The 20886-nt window shown below is 65.0% G+C and carries 10 protein-coding genes and 3 pseudogenes; 10 read left to right on the top strand and 3 right to left on the bottom strand.

Annotated features, from left to right (window positions below):
* Window positions 1–154 precede the first annotated feature (154 nt).
* From CCONF_RS01390 to CCONF_RS11480, 7 genes and pseudogenes are all read left to right on the top strand, one after another.
* Window positions 155–1291: an ABC transporter substrate-binding protein gene (locus tag CCONF_RS01390; RefSeq protein ID WP_083319179.1), complete on the top strand. Its 1137-nt coding sequence runs from the start codon at window positions 155–157 to the stop codon at window positions 1289–1291.
* Window positions 1292–2215, top strand: a complete 924-nt coding sequence (locus CCONF_RS01385) for an ABC transporter permease (protein WP_070768903.1) — start codon at window positions 1292–1294, stop codon at window positions 2213–2215.
* Window positions 2200–3024 (top strand): ABC transporter permease, encoded by an 825-nt coding sequence (locus tag CCONF_RS01380; protein ID WP_070768902.1) that lies wholly within the window; start codon window positions 2200–2202, stop codon window positions 3022–3024. The genes CCONF_RS01385 and CCONF_RS01380 overlap by 16 nt, the downstream gene beginning before the upstream one ends.
* Window positions 3024–4136, top strand: coding sequence for an ABC transporter ATP-binding protein (locus CCONF_RS01375; RefSeq protein ID WP_290224463.1), 1113 nt, complete (start codon window positions 3024–3026; stop codon window positions 4134–4136). The genes CCONF_RS01380 and CCONF_RS01375 overlap by 1 nt, the downstream gene beginning before the upstream one ends.
* A complete protein-coding gene (locus tag CCONF_RS01370) occupies window positions 4129–4980 on the top strand; it encodes an alkaline phosphatase family protein (RefSeq protein ID WP_290224461.1) in 852 nt (283 codons plus the stop codon). The genes CCONF_RS01375 and CCONF_RS01370 overlap by 8 nt, the downstream gene beginning before the upstream one ends.
* Before the next feature lie 163 nt (window positions 4981–5143).
* A pseudogene (locus tag CCONF_RS01365) lies at window positions 5144–5341 on the top strand (restriction endonuclease); the annotation flags it as partial.
* 4 nt (window positions 5342–5345) lie between these two features.
* Window positions 5346–5535: pseudogene (locus CCONF_RS11480) on the top strand (hypothetical protein); the annotation flags it as partial.
* Between the two features lie 120 nt (window positions 5536–5655).
* Here CCONF_RS11480 and CCONF_RS01360 read toward each other — a convergent pair.
* Window positions 5656–7005 (bottom strand): IS256 family transposase, encoded by a 1350-nt coding sequence (locus CCONF_RS01360; protein ID WP_290222959.1) that lies wholly within the window; start codon window positions 7003–7005, stop codon window positions 5656–5658.
* 150 nt (window positions 7006–7155) lie between these two features.
* Here CCONF_RS01360 and CCONF_RS01355 point away from each other — a divergent pair, with 150 nt between their 5' ends.
* Window positions 7156–7845 carry an integrase core domain-containing protein gene (locus CCONF_RS01355; protein ID WP_290224455.1) on the top strand — a complete coding sequence of 230 codons (690 nt, stop codon included), beginning with the start codon at window positions 7156–7158 and terminating at the stop codon, window positions 7843–7845.
* Window positions 7846–8216: 371 nt separating this feature from the next.
* Here CCONF_RS01355 and CCONF_RS01350 read toward each other — a convergent pair.
* Together CCONF_RS01350 and CCONF_RS01345 are read right to left on the bottom strand one after the other, a co-directional pair.
* A pseudogene (locus CCONF_RS01350) lies at window positions 8217–8579 on the bottom strand (ABC transporter ATP-binding protein); the annotation flags it as partial.
* 147 nt (window positions 8580–8726) lie between these two features.
* On the bottom strand, window positions 8727–10460 hold the full coding sequence (locus CCONF_RS01345; protein WP_290224454.1) for a DUF262 domain-containing protein: 1734 nt from the start codon (window positions 10458–10460) through the stop codon (window positions 8727–8729).
* Window positions 10461–10830: 370 nt separating this feature from the next.
* Between CCONF_RS01345 and CCONF_RS01340 the strand changes: the two genes are divergently transcribed.
* Both CCONF_RS01340 and CCONF_RS01335 read left to right on the top strand, forming a co-directional pair.
* Window positions 10831–11358: a hypothetical protein gene (locus CCONF_RS01340; protein ID WP_290224450.1), complete on the top strand. Its 528-nt coding sequence runs from the start codon at window positions 10831–10833 to the stop codon at window positions 11356–11358.
* A gap of 379 nt (window positions 11359–11737) precedes the next feature.
* Window positions 11738–20848, top strand: a complete 9111-nt coding sequence (locus CCONF_RS01335) for a type I polyketide synthase (protein WP_290224446.1) — start codon at window positions 11738–11740, stop codon at window positions 20846–20848.
* Window positions 20849–20886: the final 38 nt, after the last annotated feature.

Below are 20886 nucleotides of genomic sequence, written 5' to 3'. Positions count from 1 at the left end.
GGTACTAAAAGAGATTTGGCCGACGTTCATGTGAACGGAACCTGCAGGCTAACTAGGCGTGTGAGACTACTACACAGATGCGTTGGGCCATCCCGCGTCTCTGTCTCATTTGCATTTGCCTACTGCACGTCTTCATCCCATGAAAGGTTCCGTCATGTCCGTGAAAGTGTCTTTTAAACGCCGAACCCTGCTGCGCCTAGCCGGCATTGGCGCAGCCGTTACCCTAGCTTCCTCCTCGCTCGTTGCCTGCGGCAGCGACAGCGACAACGACGCCCAGATTGGTGAAAACATCGAGGAGATCGCCTCCCTCGCCAAGGATGAGGGCGAGGTCCGCCTCATCGCTTACCCGGAAACCTGGGCGAACTACAAGGGCCATTTCGAAGAGTTTGAAAAGAAGTACGGCGTCGACGTCGTCGTGGATTCGCCGGACGCGTCTTCCGCAGAAGAGCTGGAGGCAGTCAAGAACCTGCGCGGCCAGGATTCCCAGCCGGACGTACTGGATATCGGCTATTCGTTCACGGGCCCGGCCAAGCAGCAAGACCTCATCGAAGAGTATAAGCCCTCGCACTGGGACGAGATCCCAGACGAGCTCAAGGACCCGGATGGCAAGTGGGTAGGCGCCTACTACGGTGTGCTGTCGGTGGGCGTCGACAAGGACGCCGCTGACGTACCCACCAGCTTCGAAGACCTCAAGGACCCGAAGTACAAGGGCAAGATTGCTCTGCCGGGGGATCCGCGCAAGGGCGCTTCCGGCATCGCTACGGTCTTCGCCGCTTCCCTAGCCAACGGCGGCTCGCTGGATGATATCCAGCCGGGTATCGACTACTTCGCCGAGCTGGCGGAGCTGGGCAACCTCGTGCCGGTTTCCGATGCAGCCTCGGCCATCACCACCGGCGAGGCCTCGGTCATCTTCGACTGGAACTACAACTGGCTGGGCGTGGAAGACCAGCTGGAAAAGGACGGCGTGAACTTCGAGATGGCCGTCTTGGAGGACGGCGTCTTCGGTAACTACTACGCGCAGCCGGTGACCAAGAACTCGCCGCAGCCGAACGCCGGTCGCCTCTGGATCGACTGGTTGACCTCGGACGAGGGCTCTGAGCAGTACGCTCGCGGCGGGGCCATCCCGGCGCGGTTCACCCAGCTGGCCGAGGAGGGCAAGCTCTCGGACGAGGCGCTGTCGAAGCTGCCGGATCCGAAGATCGTGGAGAAGGTCAAGCTGCCGACTCCGGAGCAGGGCGATAAGGCTAACGAGGCCATCGCGAAGGAATGGTCGCAGAAGGTGAAATATTAAATGACTGCTTCTCTCGACGTGGCTGCAAACGCGAGTACCCCGCAGCCGCCGGAGCGAGAGCCCAAGGCCCGCAGCTTCGCCTCGGTCAAGGTGACCGGCTGGTTGGGGGCTTTGCCCTTTCTCGCGTTCATGGCGGCGTTCCTTGTCATTCCCATCTTGGCTAACGTGGTGCGGGCCTTCCAGGCCCCAGACGGGAGCTTCTCGCTGACAACCATGGCGGAAGCCATCGACGAGGCCTACCGTCCGGCCTTCGCGCTGACCTTCAACCTCTCCGCACTGACCGCGCTTATCGGCGGCGTGCTCGGGCTCATCGTGGCGTGGGCTCTGACGAACCCGTCTGGGCCGCGGTGGCTCCCTGGCCTGGTCAATAGCTTTTCCGCCCTGGCGGCTCAGTCGGGCGGCGTGCAGTTGGCGTATGCCTTCATCGCCTTGCTGGGCACGCAGGGCCTGCTGACCACCGCGATCAACATGGTCATGCCCTCGTTCGGCGAGTGGTTTTCCATCACGGACTTCTGGGGCGTGAGCCTGGTGTACTTGTATTTCCAGGTGCCCCTGATGACCATTTTGATGCTGCCGGCGATGGCCGGGCTGAAAAAGGAATGGTACGACGCCGCGGCGTCTCTGGGCGCGACCCGCGGGCAGTTCATCAAGGACGTGGCCGTCCCCGTGCTATGGCCGTCCATCCTCGGCTCGGTCCTGCTGCTGTTCGCCAACGCCTTCGCGGCCTATGCCACGGCCTACGCGCTGGCCGGCGGCTCGCTGGACTTGGTGCCCATCATCATCGGTTTCTTCATCAGCGGCAACGTCTTGCTCAACCCCGGAATGGCCGCCGCGATGGTCACGTGGATGATGGTGATCATCATTGTCGCCATGGCGGTGCGTTTCTTTCTCACGCGGAGGAGTAACAAGTGGTTAGCACAATAGATCCCCAGCTGTCCCACCCGCCCCGCCGCCGGCACAAGCAGCAAGGCTGGCTGGTTCCCACCATTTTCGTCATCGCCCTGGTGCTCTTCTTCACGCCGTGGCTGGCGGCCGCGGTTTTCGGCTTCAACCGCCCCGGTGAGGGTTTTACCTTCGCTCCGCTTTTCAGCGCCTTCGAGAACCCCCGTGCTTGGCCGGCCCTGCGCGATACTCTCCTGCTGTGCGTGGCCAGCACGCTCGGCATGCTGGTCCTGTTGGTCCCGACCATCGTGTTTTTGAATCTGAAGGCGCCGCAGCTGGCCAAGGTCGCGGAGATGCTATCGGTGTTGCCCATCGTCATCCCGGCGGTCGCGCTGGTGTCCGGCGTCTCCGAGTTCTACCGCGCGGTGGCACCCGGCTTTTTGACCTCCCTGTGGTCCCTGGTCCCGCTCTACATCGTCACGGCGATGCCCCTGTGCTATCGCGCTATCGATGCCGGTGTCAAAGCCCTGAACCTCCGCACCCTGTTTTCTGCTTCGGCCTCGCTCGGGGCTTCCCAGTGGAGCACGCTCTTTCGCGTCATCCTGCCTAATTTGAAGGTCTCGATGCTCTCGGCGTCTTTGTTGTGCATTGCCATGACGCTGGCCGAGTTCGCCATGGCCTCCCTGCTGCTGCACTACACCTTCCCCGTTTTCATCGTGGAAATCTCCCGGACTAACCCGCGCGGCATCGCGGCGCTGTCGTTCATCACCATCCTGGTCACGTGGGCGCTGCTGTCCGTGATCTCCGCCGTATCCCGCGCGGGTAAAGCCCAGAAAGGAACCGCCCAGTAATGTCTACTCCCCACGTTGTTCTGGACAACCTCACCAAGACGTACGGGTCCAAGACCGTCCTGCAGGAACTGAGCCTCACGCTGGATCAGTCCGAGCTGGTCGCGCTGTTGGGCCCTTCCGGCTGTGGCAAAACCACCACGCTGAAGATCTTGGCCGGCCTCGAGGCAGCGGATCGCGGCCTCATCCAGGTCGGCGGCAAGGACATCTCGAAAGTGCCCACGCGCAAGCGCAACATGGGCATCGTCTTCCAGGCGTATTCCCTCTTTCCGCACATGACGGCGAAGGACAACGTAGCCTACGGGTTAAAGATAGGCCGCCAGTCCACCGCGGCGCGGCGCAAGCGCGCGGAAGAGCTGCTGGAGCTCGTGGGGCTGACCGAGCACATGGACAAGTACCCGGCACAACTGTCCGGCGGGCAGCAACAGCGCGTGGCCTTGGCCCGCGCGCTGGCCATCTCCCCGCAGCTGCTCCTACTGGACGAGCCGCTGTCCGCCCTCGATGCCACGGTCCGCTCCCAGCTCCGCGACGAAATCCGCCGCATCCAGCTGGCCGAAGGGATCACCACTCTGCTGGTCACCCACGACCAGGAGGAGGCGCTGGTCATGGCGGATCGCATTGGAGTGATGAACGCCGGGGTCATCGAGCAGATCGGCACGCCGTCTGAGGTTTATCACACCCCGCGCTCGCCCTTTATTTCGCAGTTCGTGGGCGTGGTCAACCGCATTCCGGGGCTCTGCCGAGCCGGCCGAATCTCGGTGCTGGGCAACGAGCTGGATATCCGCAACGCGGACCACGGCGTGGCCGATGGGACTACAGGCGTAGCGCTCATCCGCCCCGAGGAGATCGAGGCGTTGCCTGATTCTTCCGGTCCGTACCGCGTGCTGAACAAGCAGCTGCGCGGGTTGTTCACCTCGGTGAAGCTGACCGGGCCGGACGATGCCCCCGTCCGCGTCGACATGTCCAGCCTCAGCGCCGATCGCTTCCACGCCGGCCAGCCGGTCTCGCTGCGCCTGCTCTCGCGCGGTACTACCCAGGACGTAGTGGTCGACAAGGCGGACGGCGCGGCGACAGTCTCCCACCCGGCTTCCGTGGAGGGTGGTACCAATGCTTAACCCAGAACCTGGCTTCCGGCCCGCACCTGCCAGCCGGCGCCCGCGGGTGCTGATCGTGGGGCTGGACGGCGTGCGCTGGGACATCGCCGCGGAAGACAGCGTGGCTCCCGCCCTGCAGCGTCTGGCGGCTGACGGCGCTTTTCACACCATGACCATGGAGGTGCCCACTATTTCCGCGCCCGGGTGGGCCAGCCTCCTGACCGGCACCACCCACGCCGAGCATGGCCTGGTGGACAATTCCTGCGTCGGCGGACGCACGTGGAACTGCCCCGACGTCTTGTCCCAGTGTTTCTACCAGGACCAGTCAACGCGGACTTATGCCGCGGCGGGCTGGCCGGTACTCACGGATCCGAACGGCCTAGGCCCCATCATCCACCCGCGGGTCGAGCAGCAGAAGGCCGGCCTGCACCGCATAGTTTCCCGCGATGGCGAGACCTACGGTTACCGCACCATCGACGCCGAGCTCACCGATTTCACCCTGGCCGCGCTCAAAGGCGGCACCTTCGACGTAGGATTCACCTACTGCTGCGATGTCGACGATGCCGGCCACGTCCACGGCCTCACCGGCCCCGAATACCGGGAAGCACTGGGCCGCGTCGACGCGCACACCCAGCGGCTCGCCGCCGCCCTTACCCAGCGACACCTGCAGTTCCAGGAGGACTGGCTGCTCATCGTCACCACCGACCACGGGCATATCGATGCCGGCGGCCACGGCGGCGACAGCCCGAAGGAGACCCAATCCTGGGCCATCACCTGGTCCCCGTCCGGTCACACCCCCGAGTGGGAAGAGCACCTCCAGCCGGAGTCCCTAGCCGGCCGCATCCTCGCCCACCGCGACTCCTAATCCCCCGCGCGAGAGTTACCGACACAAAACACCGCCGCAGCGCAGAAGTTAACACCTCTTCGTGTCGGGAACTCTCACCACCCACCTCACCGAGCCCCAACCCTAGGGCGACTCGCCACCCCTCCCTGGCACCAAGACGGCCCCGGTCGGGCAAAATAGACACATGTCTACATTCTCCGAGGTCCTTGACCAGCTCCGCGACAACCAGCCGCAAGGCAAGTACGGCATTGCTTTTGAAAAGCTGATGGTCAACTACCTGCGGACGGATCCGGTCCAATCCCAGCAGTTCGACGAGGTCGTGCGCTGGGCTGATTGGAAGTACAACGGTGTCCGCGCAGACACGGGCATTGACTTGGTGGCCTGAAGTGTCCCAGGTTTTGTTCCGTTTGAGTAGATGGGAAAATCTGGAACATGCCAAGAAAATTTGATCAGGATGCCAAGGACCGCGTCGTTCGCTTGGTGGAGGATCGCATCCTGGCAGAGAACATGTCGATGCAGGCTGCGTGCCAGGCAGTGGCGCCGAAGCTGGGTGTGTCATGGCATACTGCTCGGCAGTGGACACAAGCTACTCGCCGCGACGGTCGTATTGCCGAGCCGTTGTCCGAAGACCTCGTGGCAGAGGTAGCCAAGCTTCGGCGTGGAGAGTGTCCGATTGTTTGTGTGCGGGGGCTTGGTTTACAAGTAGTCCGCGAATCGGTTGGGGTAAGCCACGGCTAGTTGGTTGATGGCTTGTTTCCACCCGGTGGCTTTCGCTCCTTCAATATAGCCGTTGCACTCAATGTTGCGCTTGGCTTTCTTCGCCCGCTGGGCAGCACGCTTGTCTTCGATGTTGCAGATCATCAGCCACAGCGTCTTCAGTGCTGCGGTATCGTTCGGGAATTGGCCCCTGTTACGGGTAGCTTTACGCAGTTGCGCGTTGAGTGACTCGATCGAATTGGTGGTGTAGAGCACTCGCCTGGCCGCAGGCGGGAACTGTAGAAACGGCACGAACCGCTCCCAGGCGTCGCGCCAGACTTTGACCGACTGGGGGTATTTTAGGCCCAGTTCACTGGCCTCGAAAGCATCCAGGTTGGCGCGTGCGGTGTCCTCATTGGTGGCGGTGTAGACCTCACGCAGCGCGCGGGAGACAGATTTGCGGTCCTGATAAGACACCCACCGGTTCGCAGCTCGAATCAGGTGCACAATGCAGGTCTGCACCATGGAATTCGGCCAGGTTGCCTCCACGGCTTCTGGCAGGCCTTTGAGCCCGTCGCAGCAGACGATGAACACGTCCTGGACCCCGCGGTTGGCCAGATCTGCGCACACCGATGCCCAGAATGCGGCGCCTTCATTTTCAGCGATCCACAATCCCAGGATGTGCTTGATGCCGTCCATGTCGACACCAACCGCCATGTAGCAAGCCTTGTTGACCACGCGGTGGCCGTCACGGATCTTCACGCGTAGGGCGTCGAGGAAGATCACTGGGTAAAACTCGTCGAGCTGGCGGTTTTGCCAGATCATGACCTCTTCCAAGACCGCATCGGTAATGGTGCTGATCGTATCGGGGCTCATATCCACCCCAAGGGTGGTCGCGAGATGATGGCAAATATCGCGCACTGTCATCCCGCCGGCATACAGCGAGACGATCATGTCGTCGAGCTCTGTGAGCCTGCGTGCGCCCTTGGGCACCATGCGGGGAATAAACGTGCCGGCACGATCCCTGGGCACAGTTACTTCCACCGCGCCGTATCCAGAATTGACGGTCTTGATGTACGACCCATTGCGGTGGTTATTCTCCTGTGAGGTTTCGACCTGGGCTTTGGCGTTGCGGTCGGAATGGCCGTAGCCCAAGTGCGCATCCATCTCCGCCTTAAGACCAGCGTTGATCGATGCCTGCAACAGGCCTTTGACCAGCTCGCTTGCATCATCAGCGGAAGCCGACAGCTCGCTGATCAAGCTGGCGACCTCAGGGTTTTCCATCAGCTTCTCGCTGATCTCGTTGACCCTCGCCGGGTCATGGCTTTTCTTCGGTGACACCGTAGTCATTATCGGTGAAACTCCTTCTAGATCAGAGCCTCACACACACAAACTTCCTGACACCCTCTCGGCGTGAGAATCAAGAACTTCGCGACACCAACGAGCTGTTAAAGGCCGCGTCGGCTTTTTCGCATCGGAACTCGACCCAAAACGTCGGAAATGATCCAGTTCATCGATAAACACCGGAATCATTTCACCGTCGAGTTCATCTGCACGACGTTAAACACCCACCATGTTGGCGGCTTCCTTACCTGTTGTGGGTACCGCCAATTTAAGGCTCGGGGATTAAGTGTCCGTAGCCTTCGCGACGCCGCCCTAGTAGAGCGCATTACCGAAGTTCATAAACAAAACTACGGTGTCTACGGGATTCGCGAAAGGTGGCACGCGCTGCGCCGTGAAGGAATCGACATTGGACGTGAACAGACCGCGCGTCTGATGCGCCTTGCAGGTGTGCCTGGCAAAGGTAAAGGCCGGTCTCCCGTGACGACGGGCCCGGCCCCCGGAAAGTGGACACATCGGGGGTCGGGCCCCGGCTCGCAATATGTGAGCATTATCTACAATGAGCGTCTTGCTGAGCATGGCATTATCGCGTCGACCGGTACTGTTGGTGACTTTTATGACAATGCACTGGCTGAAAACGTCAACGGTTCCTACAAAAACGAGCTGATTCATACCAGGTTGTGGACCGACGTGGTTGATGTTGAGATTGCCACGTTTGAGTGGGTGAATTGGTGGAACGAGTCAAGGCTCCACCAGAGCCTGGGCTACCGGGCGCCGGCGGATGTTGAATCCGAGTTTTGGAGCCGCAACCCTTCCCAAGAAATAATGGAAATCAAGGCACAAGCCTAGGAACAAAACCCGGGGCACTTCATCTAGGCTAGGCATTCCGTATGAAGTTAACGAATCTCTTGACCATAGTTCTTGCAGCAGCTTCGGTAATAGTACTGGTTACCGGTAGTACAACGACACTAGTCCCGATGGCGCTTGCTGCATCGGCACTCGTCACGTTCTTCTTTGGGGCATCAAAAAACAGGCATGACGGATGATCCCTACGTCATATTCGCGCTAGGTGTAGCGCTTCTTCTAGGTATGCCCAGCAATCCTATAATGGGCGGGATGCCATCCCATTGAAGTCACCGCACCGGTGCTCAGGCGGCCTGAGGTTTTGGGGTTCAGGCATAAACCTAACCGCTGAACAAGGCGGAGCGCGGTGCCGGTGGCTACTCCGCCAGCCCGAGGTTCGCGCCGGTGCCGAGCTCGATGTTGAGGCCGGGTACGGAGTCGATGAAGTTGCGGGTGTAGTCCTGCTGCGGATTGTCGAAGACGGCATCGACAGCGCCTTGCTCGACTACCTGGCCCTTCTTCATCACCAATATGTCTCCGGCGGTCTGGCAGACCGCAGCCAGGTCGTGGGTGATGAACAGGTAGGACAGACTGAGGTCGCGTTGTAGCTCAGCCAGCAGCTGGATGATCTGGTTCTGCACCAACACGTCCAAGGCGGACACGGCCTCGTCCAGGACGACGACCTCCGGGTTGAGAGCGAGGGCGCGGGCCATGGCAATGCGCTGGCGTGATGCCGCGGCGGACGTCGAAAGAAACGTCATTGACGACCTTAAGCTTCTTCCTTTCTCTGCCCGGGGGCATATATATTCATCGCTTGGTTTACATAGATTGGTTCAGATCCTTTTGCTTTCGCCTCTTCTACTCCCCCATCCATGGGTGGGAGGACGCTAAGCCAGCAGTCCCCACTCACCCACGAAGTCGAGGAAGCTGGACACGATCTTCTCGTTTCGTGCGATGATGTCCTCCTGCTTGAAGTCGTTTTGATTCTCCGCGAGCTTCTTGAGCTCGACGTTGCGGGTGCCTGGGCGGACTTGGCCCCGGGACGTGGTGAAGCCGTTGTAGTAGTTCTTCTTGTCGGAGAAGCGGTAGTCCGATGCGCGGATGTTGATGGACTTTTCCAAGAACGCCTTGTTGCCCAGTGACTCGAGCAGGCTGCGCGGGTCGAGGGAGTTTTCCACGTCGGCACGCTTCTTGGCGTAGATGTGCTCGAGCTCAAGCTTTACGTCCGGATCGAACGGCTGCTGATCGGGATCCTGGAAGACCCACCACACCAGCATGGAACGGGTAATCGGCCGCCCGTTGTTGAACCGGAAGGACTTCATCCGTTCTTCCAAGCCGGTGCGGTCGAAACGGTGTTGCTCGAAAGTGACTGGCTCGTCGTTGACCAGCCGGACCATCGCCGGAAAAATCGGGGTACGCAGCGCGTTTACGCCGGGCCGCTCAATCGAGTATGCCCAGATAAATGCATTGATACGAGAGAGGAAGTCCAGGAATTTCTTGTCATCCAGATCGCCGTTCTCATCATGGTTATGCATATAGTACACGGACACGAAGTAAGTCCACATGCTGTTCGGCGCGTGCGACATGACAAAGAGGCGGCGGATTACCTCCTCGCTGAAGCCTTCTCGGTCGTTGACCCTTACCCAGAACGAGAGGAGGGTCTCCAGGTCGGCGAGGGTCTGCTCTGATTTCAGCAGCTCGTAGTTGCCACGCTCATAGAAATCACGCAGGGACACCGTCGTCGTCTTGCGAATACCCAGCTTCGCACGCCGGTAGTACATGTAACGCGTGAACAGCTCATCCATCGCATTGGAACTGGACCGGTCAAAGATTCGGCTACTGGTCTCTTCCAGCACCCGCCAGCGATCAATGAACTCGTCCTTCTTGTCCTTGTCCGCAAAGTACTTGTAGAACTGCGATTTAAAGATGTCCGCATCCGCCAACGGGAGCCCGCGGTCGTTGAGCGTGGAGAAGATCCGAAGGGCTGTTCGCTGGGACTCTGCCTCAATCGGAAGCAGGATTAGGTTCTTCAGGATGCGCATGGCCAGCGAAGGCGTATAGGTCGGGAACTTGTCGACAAACTCGTCGATGCTGCGTTGGAAGAACGCGAAGTTCTCCGCGTACCGGCTGCGACGGCCCGGAACTACCTCACCTTTTCGCAGGATTTCGAGAAACTCGCCCTTGTCGTCGTCGGAGGCTACCTCAGAGTCGATCTTCAGCTGTTCGTAGTCGGGGTCGCCGAACTCATCGGTCTTCCACAGGCACGACGCGATAAGATCGCGGGTTTTCACCGATCGAGCGTCTTTCATGTGCTCGAACTTCGCATAGAAAGCACGCAGGAGCAGCATCAAGGTCGTCAGTCGCTGCTGTCCGTCGATGATTTCGAGCTGGCCTTCCGTGTTGCGAAAGGTCACGATGGGCCCCAGGAAGTACTCGTCGTTGTCGTCGAACTGGTCCACGTCGCCTTCCGGGATGGCGAAAGCGAAAATATCTTCCCATAAGGTCAGGCACTGATCCTCAGTCCAGGCGTAGGGGCGCTGGTAGTCGGGGATGAGGAAATCGGCCCGCTTATCGCTGAACAGCGACAAGACGGTCTTTTGGTCGATGCTGAGCTTCGACATTCACGCTCCTTAGGGGGGATGTAGACAAATCACTTTAAATTGTATGTGAACGACCAGACCCAGCGTGGTGTTTGTCCGAATGGATTATCTAAAACTGCGAGCGTCAGCGGTGCTTGGGGAGCAGAGTCCGTCATCTGCGCGGGGCAGGGCGTAGTGCTTTACCTGATGTTCACGTTATCTACATAACTATTTAGTAGCTTCGAAACCTAAGCACTTTAGTATTCTCGCCGTATTTAAGAGAAGTATCGGAGCTGCCTGCGGCATGCTCATGGCGGTTGCGATGGCTGCTCCCGGCGGGGCTGGAGAGGCGTCTGCCGCTGCGGTTGCTGAGCCCGACTACTAGGTGAAGTTGCTTCTTAAAGGTGACGCTGTGGATGCTGAGGGGCAGCCCAGTCAGGCGCTGACGTCCCGGTTTGAGCTCGGGGAGTTCGAAGGCACGGAGCACTCCGTTTATGTAGACACCCCGGACCGCTTCTACGGCTCCCGGGGTTGGAGTATCTGGTTGCGCCATAAGGAGGGCGAGGACTCCTACGACGTCACCTTCAAGCGCCGCGCAGAACTTACCGACAACTCGGTATCGAAGGATTCAGTGGATCGCGCCCTGGAAGAAGCCCGCGACGCGGGCTTTGACTCCTCTGACGACAACTACGCCGCGCAGGTAAACGCCAGCTACGCGAGTACCACCCTTGATTTCAACAACAAGAAGGAGGCGGGGTGCATCGATAAGCAGTGCAACCTGCCCAAAGGCGACCGTACGGTGGATATCGCTGCGGAGCTAGAGCCGGGCAAGCTCAGCAAGGCTACAGGCACCTCAATTGCCGAGGTCGGCCCTGTTGCCAGTGCGACGGTCGAACACCGCGGCACCTTCACGACCGCCGAAGTTATCACAGCTTCTTGAGCCCCGGGACATCCACCATGACTGCTTCACCACTATCCGCCCAGACTGAGCCGCAGCCGTATATCCGGCTTGCTGGGGTGCGCCGCGAGTTCGCGGACGGGACGGGGCTGCACGCTACTGATTTGTCGATTGGACGCGGCCGGGTCCATGGGAATGGGCCAACGGATCCGTGGCGGGGTGTGCAAGGAAGTCACCCTCCCCCAAAATATGAGTAATTACTCACATTTCGCGCGTGGCGGTACGCCTGCGGCTGTGGGATGGGTTACTGTGTCTAGACCGCATTGTTTTCCTATTGCTAACAACATCGTTACCAGCAACAGGAGAAGTTGGTGCCACACAAGTTGTTGCCAAATCCAGAAAAATCGAGGTAGACACCTATATGTCTTTGACTCCCTTGTTGACGTTAAACGCCGCTGAGACCTCACCGGCCCTCCTTTTCGCCGGCCAAGGTTCCCCCTGGCAAGAGGCAGTGGCCGCCGCCGGAGCGAGCCCGCAGGCGGAGCAGTTGACCGGGTTGCTCGCCCGGGTGCGCGTGGCCGCCGGCCCGGTGGCCCGGACCATCGCCTCCACCTGCCCGGGCGTGTTCGAACGCCTGGAGTCCCTGCTGAACAGCCCGGAGGCCACCAGCGCGGAGGCCGCAGCCGCGGACAAGCCCGGCGCGCCGGCGGCCGAGGCCGTCGACGCGGACGCCTTCCCGGCTTACTCGGTACCGGGCATCGTCCTGGGCCAGATCGCCGCCGTGGGCCAGCTGCGGGACCTCGGCCTGAACGTGGACAAGGCGCAGACCGCCGGCCACTCGCAGGGGGCCCTGGGCGCGGCCGCGGTGGACAACCCGCAGGACGCCCTGCTGCTGGCCGTGCTCATGGGCACTGCCGCGGCCCAGGTCCACGGCGCCCACGACACTCGCAGCCACATGCTCTCCATCCGGGGCCTGGACCGCGCGCAGGTGGAGCAGCACCTGGCAGGCTCAGCCGCCGTGGCGGTGGTCAACGGCCGCCGCCACGGCGTCATCGCGGGCGCGCCGGATGACCTGGCCGCCACGCAGACGGCCATTACCACCGCGGCCGCCGCCTTCAACGAGCGCCTGGAATCCCGCGAATTCGGCGGCGACGAGCTCGCCCCCGTCTTCGACTACCTACCGGTGGCCCTGCCCTTCCACCACGCCAGCCTGGCCGGCGCCGTCGAGCGCACCGTCGAGTTCGCAGGGCTGTGCGGACTCGACGAAGACTTCGCCCGCACGCTTGCCCAGCAGATCCTGGTCGACGAGCACGACTGGCCGGCCACCGTCGCCGCCCTGGACGCCGACTACCTGCTGAGCTTGGACAAGGGACTGAGCAAGCTGACCCAGCCGCTAGTGGCCGGCACCGGGGTGGCCATCGTGGACGCCACCACCGCGGCGGCGCGCAACGCGCTGGCCACCCCGGGCAGCGAGCTGCCGGAGGGCACGGACTACTCCGAGTTCGCCCCGCGCCTAGTGCGCCTGCCGGACGGCGGCGTCTACACCCAGACGCGCTTTTCCGCCGCCACGGGCCTGTCGCCCATCATGCTGGGCGGGATGACGCCGACCTCGGCGGACGCGGACATCGTCGCCGCGGCCGCCAACGCCGGCCACTGGACCGAGCTGGCCGGCGGCGGCATGTACTCGGACGAGGTCTTCACCGAACACCGCAAGAACCTGGAGGCGCAGCTCAAGCCGGGCCGCACCGCCCAGTTCAACACCATGTTCTTCGACCGCTTCCTGTGGAACCTGCAGTTCGGGCAGGCGCGCATCGTACCCAAGGCCCGCGCGGCCGGCGCCCCGTTTAACGGCGTGTGTGTTTCCGCCGGCATCCCGGAGGTCGACGAGGCCACGGCCCTGCTCGACCAGCTGCACGCGGACGGTTTCCCCTTCGTCTCCTTCAAGCCGGGCACGGCCCGCCAGATCCAGGACACCCTGAAGATCGCCGCCGCCAACCCGGACTCGGTCATCCTCATGCAGGTCGAGGACGGCCACGCCGGCGGCCACCACTCCTGGGTCAACCTGGACGACATGCTGCTTGCCACCTACGCCGATATCCGCGCCCACCGCAACGTGCTGCTGGCCGTCGGCGGCGGCATCTCCTCCCCGGAGCGCGCCGCGACCTACCTGACCGGCACCTGGTCCACCGACTACAACCTGCCGGCCATGCCCGTCGATGCCGTCTTCATCGGCACCGTCGCCATGGCCACCAAGGAGGCCAAGGCCACCGACTCCGTCAAGCAGCTGCTGGTCGACACCCCCGGCGTGACCCCTAACGACAACGGTGGCTGGGTCGGCCGCGGCCAGGGCACCGGCGGCGTAGCCTCCTCCCAGTCCCACCTGCTGGCCGACATCCACGACCTGGACAACTCCTTCGCCAAGGCCTCCCGGCTGATTACCTCCCTGCCCATCGAGGACTACGACGCCTGGCGCGACGACATCATCACCGCACTGGCCAAGACCTCGAAGCCCTACTTCGGCGACGTGGAGACCATGACTTATGCCGAGTGGGTCAACCGTTTCGTCGAGCTGGCCCACCCCTTTGCCGATCTCAGCTGGGACGACCGCTTCCTCGACCTGCTGCACCGCATCGAGGCGCGCCTCAACCCCGCCGATCACGGCGAGATCGACACCCTCTTTGCTACCGTCGCGGACGTCGCCGACGCCCCGGCCGCGGCCGCCCGTCTGCTGGCAGACTACCCGGAGGCCCACGAGGTGCAGGTCTCGCCGCGCGATGCCGCCTGGTGGATCTCCCTGCACTACAAGCACGTCAAGCCCATGCCGTGGGTGCCCGCCATCGATGGCGATCTCAAGACTTGGTTCGGCAAGGACACCCTCTGGCAAGCCCAGGACGCCCGCTACACCGCCGACCAGGTCCGCATCATCCCGGGCCCGGTGGCCGTTGCCGGCATCACCAAGCTCAACGAGCCCGTCGCCGAGCTGCTCGCCCGCTTCGAGCAGGGCACCACGGAGACTCTGGAGTCCGCGGGCCAGCAGCCGGTCGAGGCGTTTTCCCGCCTGGCCGACGCCCGCGATGCCGCCGCCTTCCTGCGCGCCGCCCCCACCCTGGTCTGGCACGGCCACCTGATGGCCAATCCCGCCTACGAGATGGACCCGGACGCCTACGACCTCGTCCAGGACGACGACGGCAACTGGTCCATCCGCATTACCGCGGACTCCTACTGGGACAACCTGCCGGAGGCCGAGCGCCCCTTCTACGTCCGCGAGGTCACCGTCCCAGTGGACCTGCCGGAAGACGTGGCCACCGGCGGCTCCCCGGTCGTCTCCGACGAGCGCCTGCCCGACTCCGTCTTCGCCCTCCTGTCCGGCCTCGCCGGTGTTGGCTCCACCGCCGAGCAGGGCGACGAGATCACCGAGATGCCCCAAATCGTGCCGGGCTCTATCACCGAGTCCACCCCCTTCGGCGTCGCCCACTATTCCTTCCATCTGCCCGCCTCCCTCCTGTCCGCCCACACCGCCGTGACCGGCGCGGCCCTGCCGGTGAGCACCCCGGCCGAGGAGGCATCGGCCAGCTCCGCCGCCGGCACCCCGGACGTGCTGGTCGGGCCCTGCTGGCCGGCCATCTATACCGCCCTGGGCTCCGGCCAGCTGGACGACGGCTACCCGGTCATCGAGGGCCTGCTCAACGCCGTCCACCTCAACCACGTCATCGACGTGCGCGTCCCGCTCGAGGAGCTGGCCGACGGCCGGGAAATCGACGTGACCTCCTGGTGCTCGGCCATCGAGGAGTCCAGCTCCGGGAGGATCGTCACCGTCGAGCTGGAGCTGCGCGACCACGTAAGCGGCGAGGTCGTGGCCACCCAGATGCAGCGCTTTGCCATCCGCGGCCGCGCCCACGGGCACAACCAGCCCAGCCCCGCCCCGGAGTGGGGCGGCGGCAAGTCCGCCACCAAGGTGGAGACCACCCCGCGCTCCTTCTTGGACCGCGCCGTGGTCACCGCCCTGGCTGACATGACCCCCTTCGCGCTGGTCTCCGGCGACTACAACCCGATCCACACCTCCGCCAACGCCGCCGGCCTGGTCGGCCTTTCCGCCCCGCTGGTGCACGGCATGTGGCTGTCTGCCACTGCCCAGCACCTGGCCGGGCGCCAAGGCCGCGTGGTGGGCTGGACCTACTCCATGTTCGGGATGGTCCAGCTCAACGACGCGATTGAGATCACCGTCGAACGCGTCGGCCGCAAGGGCATCCACGCCGCCCTGGAGGTCACCTGCCGGATCGACGACGAGGTCGTCTCCGTCGGACAGGCGCTGCTGGCCCAGCCGCGCACCGCCTACGTCTACCCGGGCCAGGGCATCCAGGCCCCCGGCATGGGCCGCGGCGACCGCGACGCCTCCCCGGCCGCCCGCGAGATCTGGCGCCGCGCCGACCGGCACACCCGCGACCACCTTGGTTTCTCCATCCAGCAGGTCATCGACGACAACCCGACCGAGCTGGCCGTGCGCGGCGAGGTCTTCCGCCACCCGCAGGGCGTGCTCCACCTGACCCAGTTCACCCAGGTCGCCCTGGCCGTGGTCGCCTACGCCCAGACCGAGCGTCTCCGCGAGGCCGACGCCCTGGCGTCCGGCTCCTACTACGCCGGCCACTCCCTGGGCGAGTACACCGCCCTGGCCTCGCTGGCCAACATCTTCGACCTCGAGGGTGTTATCGACATCGTCTACTCCCGCGGCTCCGCCATGGGCTCGCTGGTCCCGCGCGATGCCGAGGGCAACTCCAACTACGCCATGGCCGCGCTGCGCCCGAACATGGTGGGCATCCCGGCCGAGGACGTCGCCGACTACGTCGCCGGCGTGGCCGAAGAAACCGGCGAGTTCCTGGAGATCGTCAACTACAACATCTCCGGCCAGCAGTACTCCGTGGCCGGCACCAAGGCCGGCCTGGCCGCGCTGCTAGAAAAGACCAATGCCATCAAGGACCGCGCCGTGGTGATGGTGCCCGGCATCGACGTGCCCTTCCACTCCCGCGTGCTGCGCGACGGCGTGCCGGCGTTCGCCGACAAGCTGGACGAGCTCCTGCCGGAGCAGCTCGACCTGGACGCCCTAGTCGGCCGCTACGTCCCGAACCTAGTGGCCCGCCCCTTCGAGCTGACCCAGGACTTCGTCGACGCCGTCGCCCCGCTGGCGCCCTCCGGCCGCCTGGACGGCCTGCGCGTGGACGACATGGACGACAACCAGCTGGCCCGCCTGCTCATGATCGAGCTGCTGTCCTGGCAGTTCGCTTCCCCGGTGCGTTGGATCGAGACCCAGGAGCTGCTCTTCGGCCGCGTCGACCAGATCATCGAGGTCGGCCTGGCCAGCTCCCCGACGCTGACCAACCTGGCGCAACGCTCCCTCGCCGTGGCCGGGCTCGAGCTGCCCGTCTTCAACGTCGAGCGCGACCAGGACCAGGTCATGCTCTCCGACGTCCGCTCCGCCCCGGCCACCCCGGCGCCGGAGGAGGCCGCGGCCACAGACTCGGACTCCGCTGCTGAGCCGAGCGCCGCTGCCGCTGAGCCTGCCGCGCCCCCTGCGCCTGCCCCGACGGCTAGTGCCCCGGCGTCTTCCGCCCCGGCCGCTGCCGCTCCGGAGCTGAACTTCGACGCGGCGCAGGCCATCATGGTGCTCTTTGCCTTCCAGAACAAGATCCGCCTGTCCCAGATCAACGACACGGACACCGTCGAGGAGCTGACCAACGGCGTGTCCTCGCGCCGCAACCAGTTGCTGATGGACATGTCGGCCGAGATCGGCGTGCCCGCCATCGACGGCGCCGCCGATGCCGACGTCGCCACCCTGCGCGAACGCGTCAACACCGCCGCTCCCGGCTACGCCGCCTTCGGCTCCGTTCTCACCGAGGCCATCGGCTCCCGCCTGCGCCAGCTCTTCGGAGCCGCCGGCCTGAAGCCGGCCTTCGTGGGCGAGTACGTCACCGGCACCTGGGGCCTGCCCGAGTCCTGGACCGCCTTCGTGGAGGCCGAGGTTCTCCTGGGCACCCGCGCAGAGGACTCCGTGCGCGGCGGCAGCCTGGCCACCCTGCCGGATTCGGCCAGCTCCAAGTCCGCGGTCACCGACCTTCTGGACCAGGCCATCGAGGCCGTCGCAGCGGATCATTCCGTTTCCGTAAGCAAGGGCGCGGCCAGCTCCGCTGCCGGCGGAGGCGTGGTGGACTCCGCCGCGCTGGAGGCCTACGCCGAGACCGTCACCGGCGACAACGGCGTGCTGGCCACTGCCGCGCGCCAGGTACTCGACCAGCTGGGCCTGACCCCGCAGGAGACCACGCCAGAGGCCCCAGACACCACGCTCATCGAGGCCGTCGAGGCCGAGCTCGGCTCCGGCTGGCTGAAACTGGTCACCCCGTCCTTCGACGCCAACCGCGCCGTCCTCTTTGACGACCGCTGGGCCAGCGCCCGCGAGGACATCGCCCGCATCGCCCTGGGCGAGACAGACGCGACCGACACCGCGGACCAGGACACCGCCCGCTTTAGCGGCGCGGGCCAGACCGTCGCCGAGCAGGCCACCTGGTGGGCCGAGCACGGCGACCTGCCGGAGGCTGCCGAGCGGCGCCTACGTGGCATCGCCAAGCTCGCGGGCCAGGACCCGGCCGGGGACTTTGCCGGCGAGGTCGCGCTGGTCACCGGCGCGGCGCCAGGCTCGATTGCCTCCGCGCTGGTGGAGGGCCTGCTGGCCGGGGGTGCCACGGTCATCATGACCGCCTCCCGCGTGAGCCAGTCCCGCAAGGAATTCGCCCGCAAGCTCTACGCCCGCCACGCTGCTCCGGGCGCGGCCCTGTGGCTGGTGCCGACCAACCTGTCCAGCTTCCGCGACGTGGATTCACTCATCGAGTGGATCGGCACCGAGCAGCGCGAGTCCGTGGGCAACGAGGTCAAGGTCTTGAAGCCCGCGCTGACCCCGACGCTGGCCTTCCCCTTCGCCGCGCCTTCGGTGTCCGGCTCGCTGGCGGATGCCGGCTCCGCCACCGAGAACCAAGCCCGCCTGCTGCTGTGGTCGCTGGAGCGCACCATCGCGGGCCTGAGCTCCCTGGCGCAGCAGGCCGTGGACACCCGCTGCCACGTCGTGCTGCCGGGCTCGCCGAACCGCGGCATGTTCGGCGGCGACGGCGCCTACGGCGAGGTCAAGGCCGCCCTCGATGCCATCCTGGCCAAGTGGAGCGCCGAAGCCGGCTGGCCGGCCGGCGTCACCCTGGCGCAGGCGAAGATCGGCTGGGTGGCCGGCACACACCTGATGGGCGGCAACGACGGCCTGGTGCCCGCCGCCGAGGCCGCCGGCATCCACGTCTGGTCCCCGCAGGAGATCTCCGCCCAGCTGCTGGACCTGGCCTCCGCAGATAGCCGCGAGCGCGCCGCCCAGGCCCCGGTCGAGCTCGATCTGACCGGCGGGCTGGAGGGCGTGTCCCTGCGCGAGCTGGCCGAAAACGCCGCCGCCTCCCAGCCGGCCGCGGACGACAAGGCCGCCGAGGCCCCCGCCACGATCACCGCCCTGCCCACCCCGGCGCGCCCGCAGCAGCCGGTGCTGGGCTCTACCCCGGACGAGGGCGTTGGCACCGTCACCACGGACCTGGATGACCTGGTGGTCATCGCCGGCGTGGGCGAGGTCAGCTCCTGGGGCTCGGGCCGCACCCGCTTCGAGGCCGAATACGGCTTGGACCGCGACGGCGGCGCCGAGCTGACCGCCGCGGGCGTGCTCGAGCTGGCCTGGATGACCGGGCTGATCTCCTGGTCAGAGGACCCGCACCCGGGCTGGTTCGACGCCGAGGGCAACGAGGTCGCCGAGGAGGAGATCTACTCCCGCTTCCGCGACGAGGTCGTCGCGCGCGCCGGCGTGCGCACGCTCAGCGACAAGTACCACCTGGTCGACCAAGGGTCCATCGATCTCACCGAGGTCTTCCTGGACCGCGACATCACCTTCACCGTGCCCGACGAGCAGTCCGCCCGCGACATCGCCGCCGCCGACCCGGACTTCGTCCGCATCCAGCCGGCCGACGACGAGTGGGAGGTCACCCGCCTTAAGGGCGCGCGCGTGCAGGTGCCACGCAAGGCCACGCTGACGCGCACCATCGCGGCCCAGATGCCGGACAACTTTGACGCCTCCCGCTGGGGCATCCCGGACCACATGCTGGACTCGCTGGACCGCATGGCGGTCTGGAACCTGGTCACGGCCGTCGATGCCTTCACCCAGGCCGGTTTCAGCCCCACCGAGCTGCTCCAGGCCGTGCACCCGGGCCAGGTGGCCACGACGCAGGGCACCGGCATCGGCGGCATGGAAAGCCTGCACAAAGTCTTCGTCACCCGCTTCTTGGGCGGCGACCGGCCCAGCGACATCCTGCAGGAGGCGCTGCCGAACGTCATCGCGGCACACACCATGCAGTCGCTGGTGGGCGGCTACGGCTCGATGATTCACCCCATCGGCGCCTGCGCCACCGCGGCCGTGTCCATCGAGGAAGGCGTGGACAAGATTGCCCTGGGCAAGGCCGACGTGGTCATCGCCGGCGGCATCGACGACGTGCAGGTCGAGTCCCTGACCGGCTTCGGCGACATGAACGCCACGGCGGAAACCGCCGCGATGCTGGACAAGGGCATTGACGGCCGGTTCATCTCCCGCGCCAACGACCGGCGCCGCGGCGGCTTCCTCGAGGGCGAGGGCGGCGGCACCGTCATCCTGGCCCGCGGCAGCCTGGCCGCCGAGCTCGGCCTGCCGGTCCACGCCGTGGTCGCGCACGCGGCCTCCTACGGCGACGGCGCGCACACCTCCATCCCGGCCCCGGGCCTGGGTGCGCTGGGTGCCGGCCGCGGCCGGGAGAACTCCCGCCTGGCCAAGTCGCTGCGCGGTCTGGGGCTTTCCCCCAACGACGTGAGCGTACTGTCCAAGCACGACACCTCCACCAACGCCAACGACCCGAACGAGTCGGAGCTGCACTCGCTGCTCTGGCCGGCCATCGGCCGCGATGCCGACCAGCCGATGTTCGTCATTTCGCAGAAGACCCTGACCGGCCACTCCAAGGCGGGCGCGGCCCTGTTCCAGACGGGCGGGCTCATCGACGTCTTCCGCACCGGCGTCCTGCCCGCGAACGTGTCGCTGGACTGCGTGGATCCGCTGATTGCGCCCAAGGCCAAGAACCTGGTATGGCTGCGCAGCCCGCTGGACCTTGCGGCCGGCGGCCAGCCCGTCCGCGCGGCGGCGCTGACCTCCCTGGGCTTCGGCCACGTCGGCGCCCTGCTGGTCTACGCCCATCCCGGCGTCTTCTACGCCGCGGTGCGCCAACAGCACGGCCAGAACGCAGCCGATGCCTGGCTGGCCCGCGCCAACCAGCGCCTGGCCCGCGGGCACGCCCACTTCGAGGCCGGCATGCTGGGCCGCGCCCCGCTGTTCGAGGTCATCGAGTCCCGCCGCCTGCCCGGCGAGTCCAAGCAGGCCGAGGTCGCCATGCTCCTAGACGAGAACGCGCGCCTCGGCGCGGACGGCTTCTACCCGGAGGCCTAGTTCTCTAGGCGCTCTTTGGCTGCCGGCGCTGCTATAGG

The sequence above is a fragment of the Corynebacterium confusum genome (genome assembly GCF_030408715.1).
Classification (GTDB): Bacteria; Actinomycetota; Actinomycetes; order Mycobacteriales; family Mycobacteriaceae; genus Corynebacterium; species Corynebacterium confusum.
Note: the sequence above shows the minus strand (reverse complement) of the source record. Positions and strands in the feature narration are given on the sequence as shown.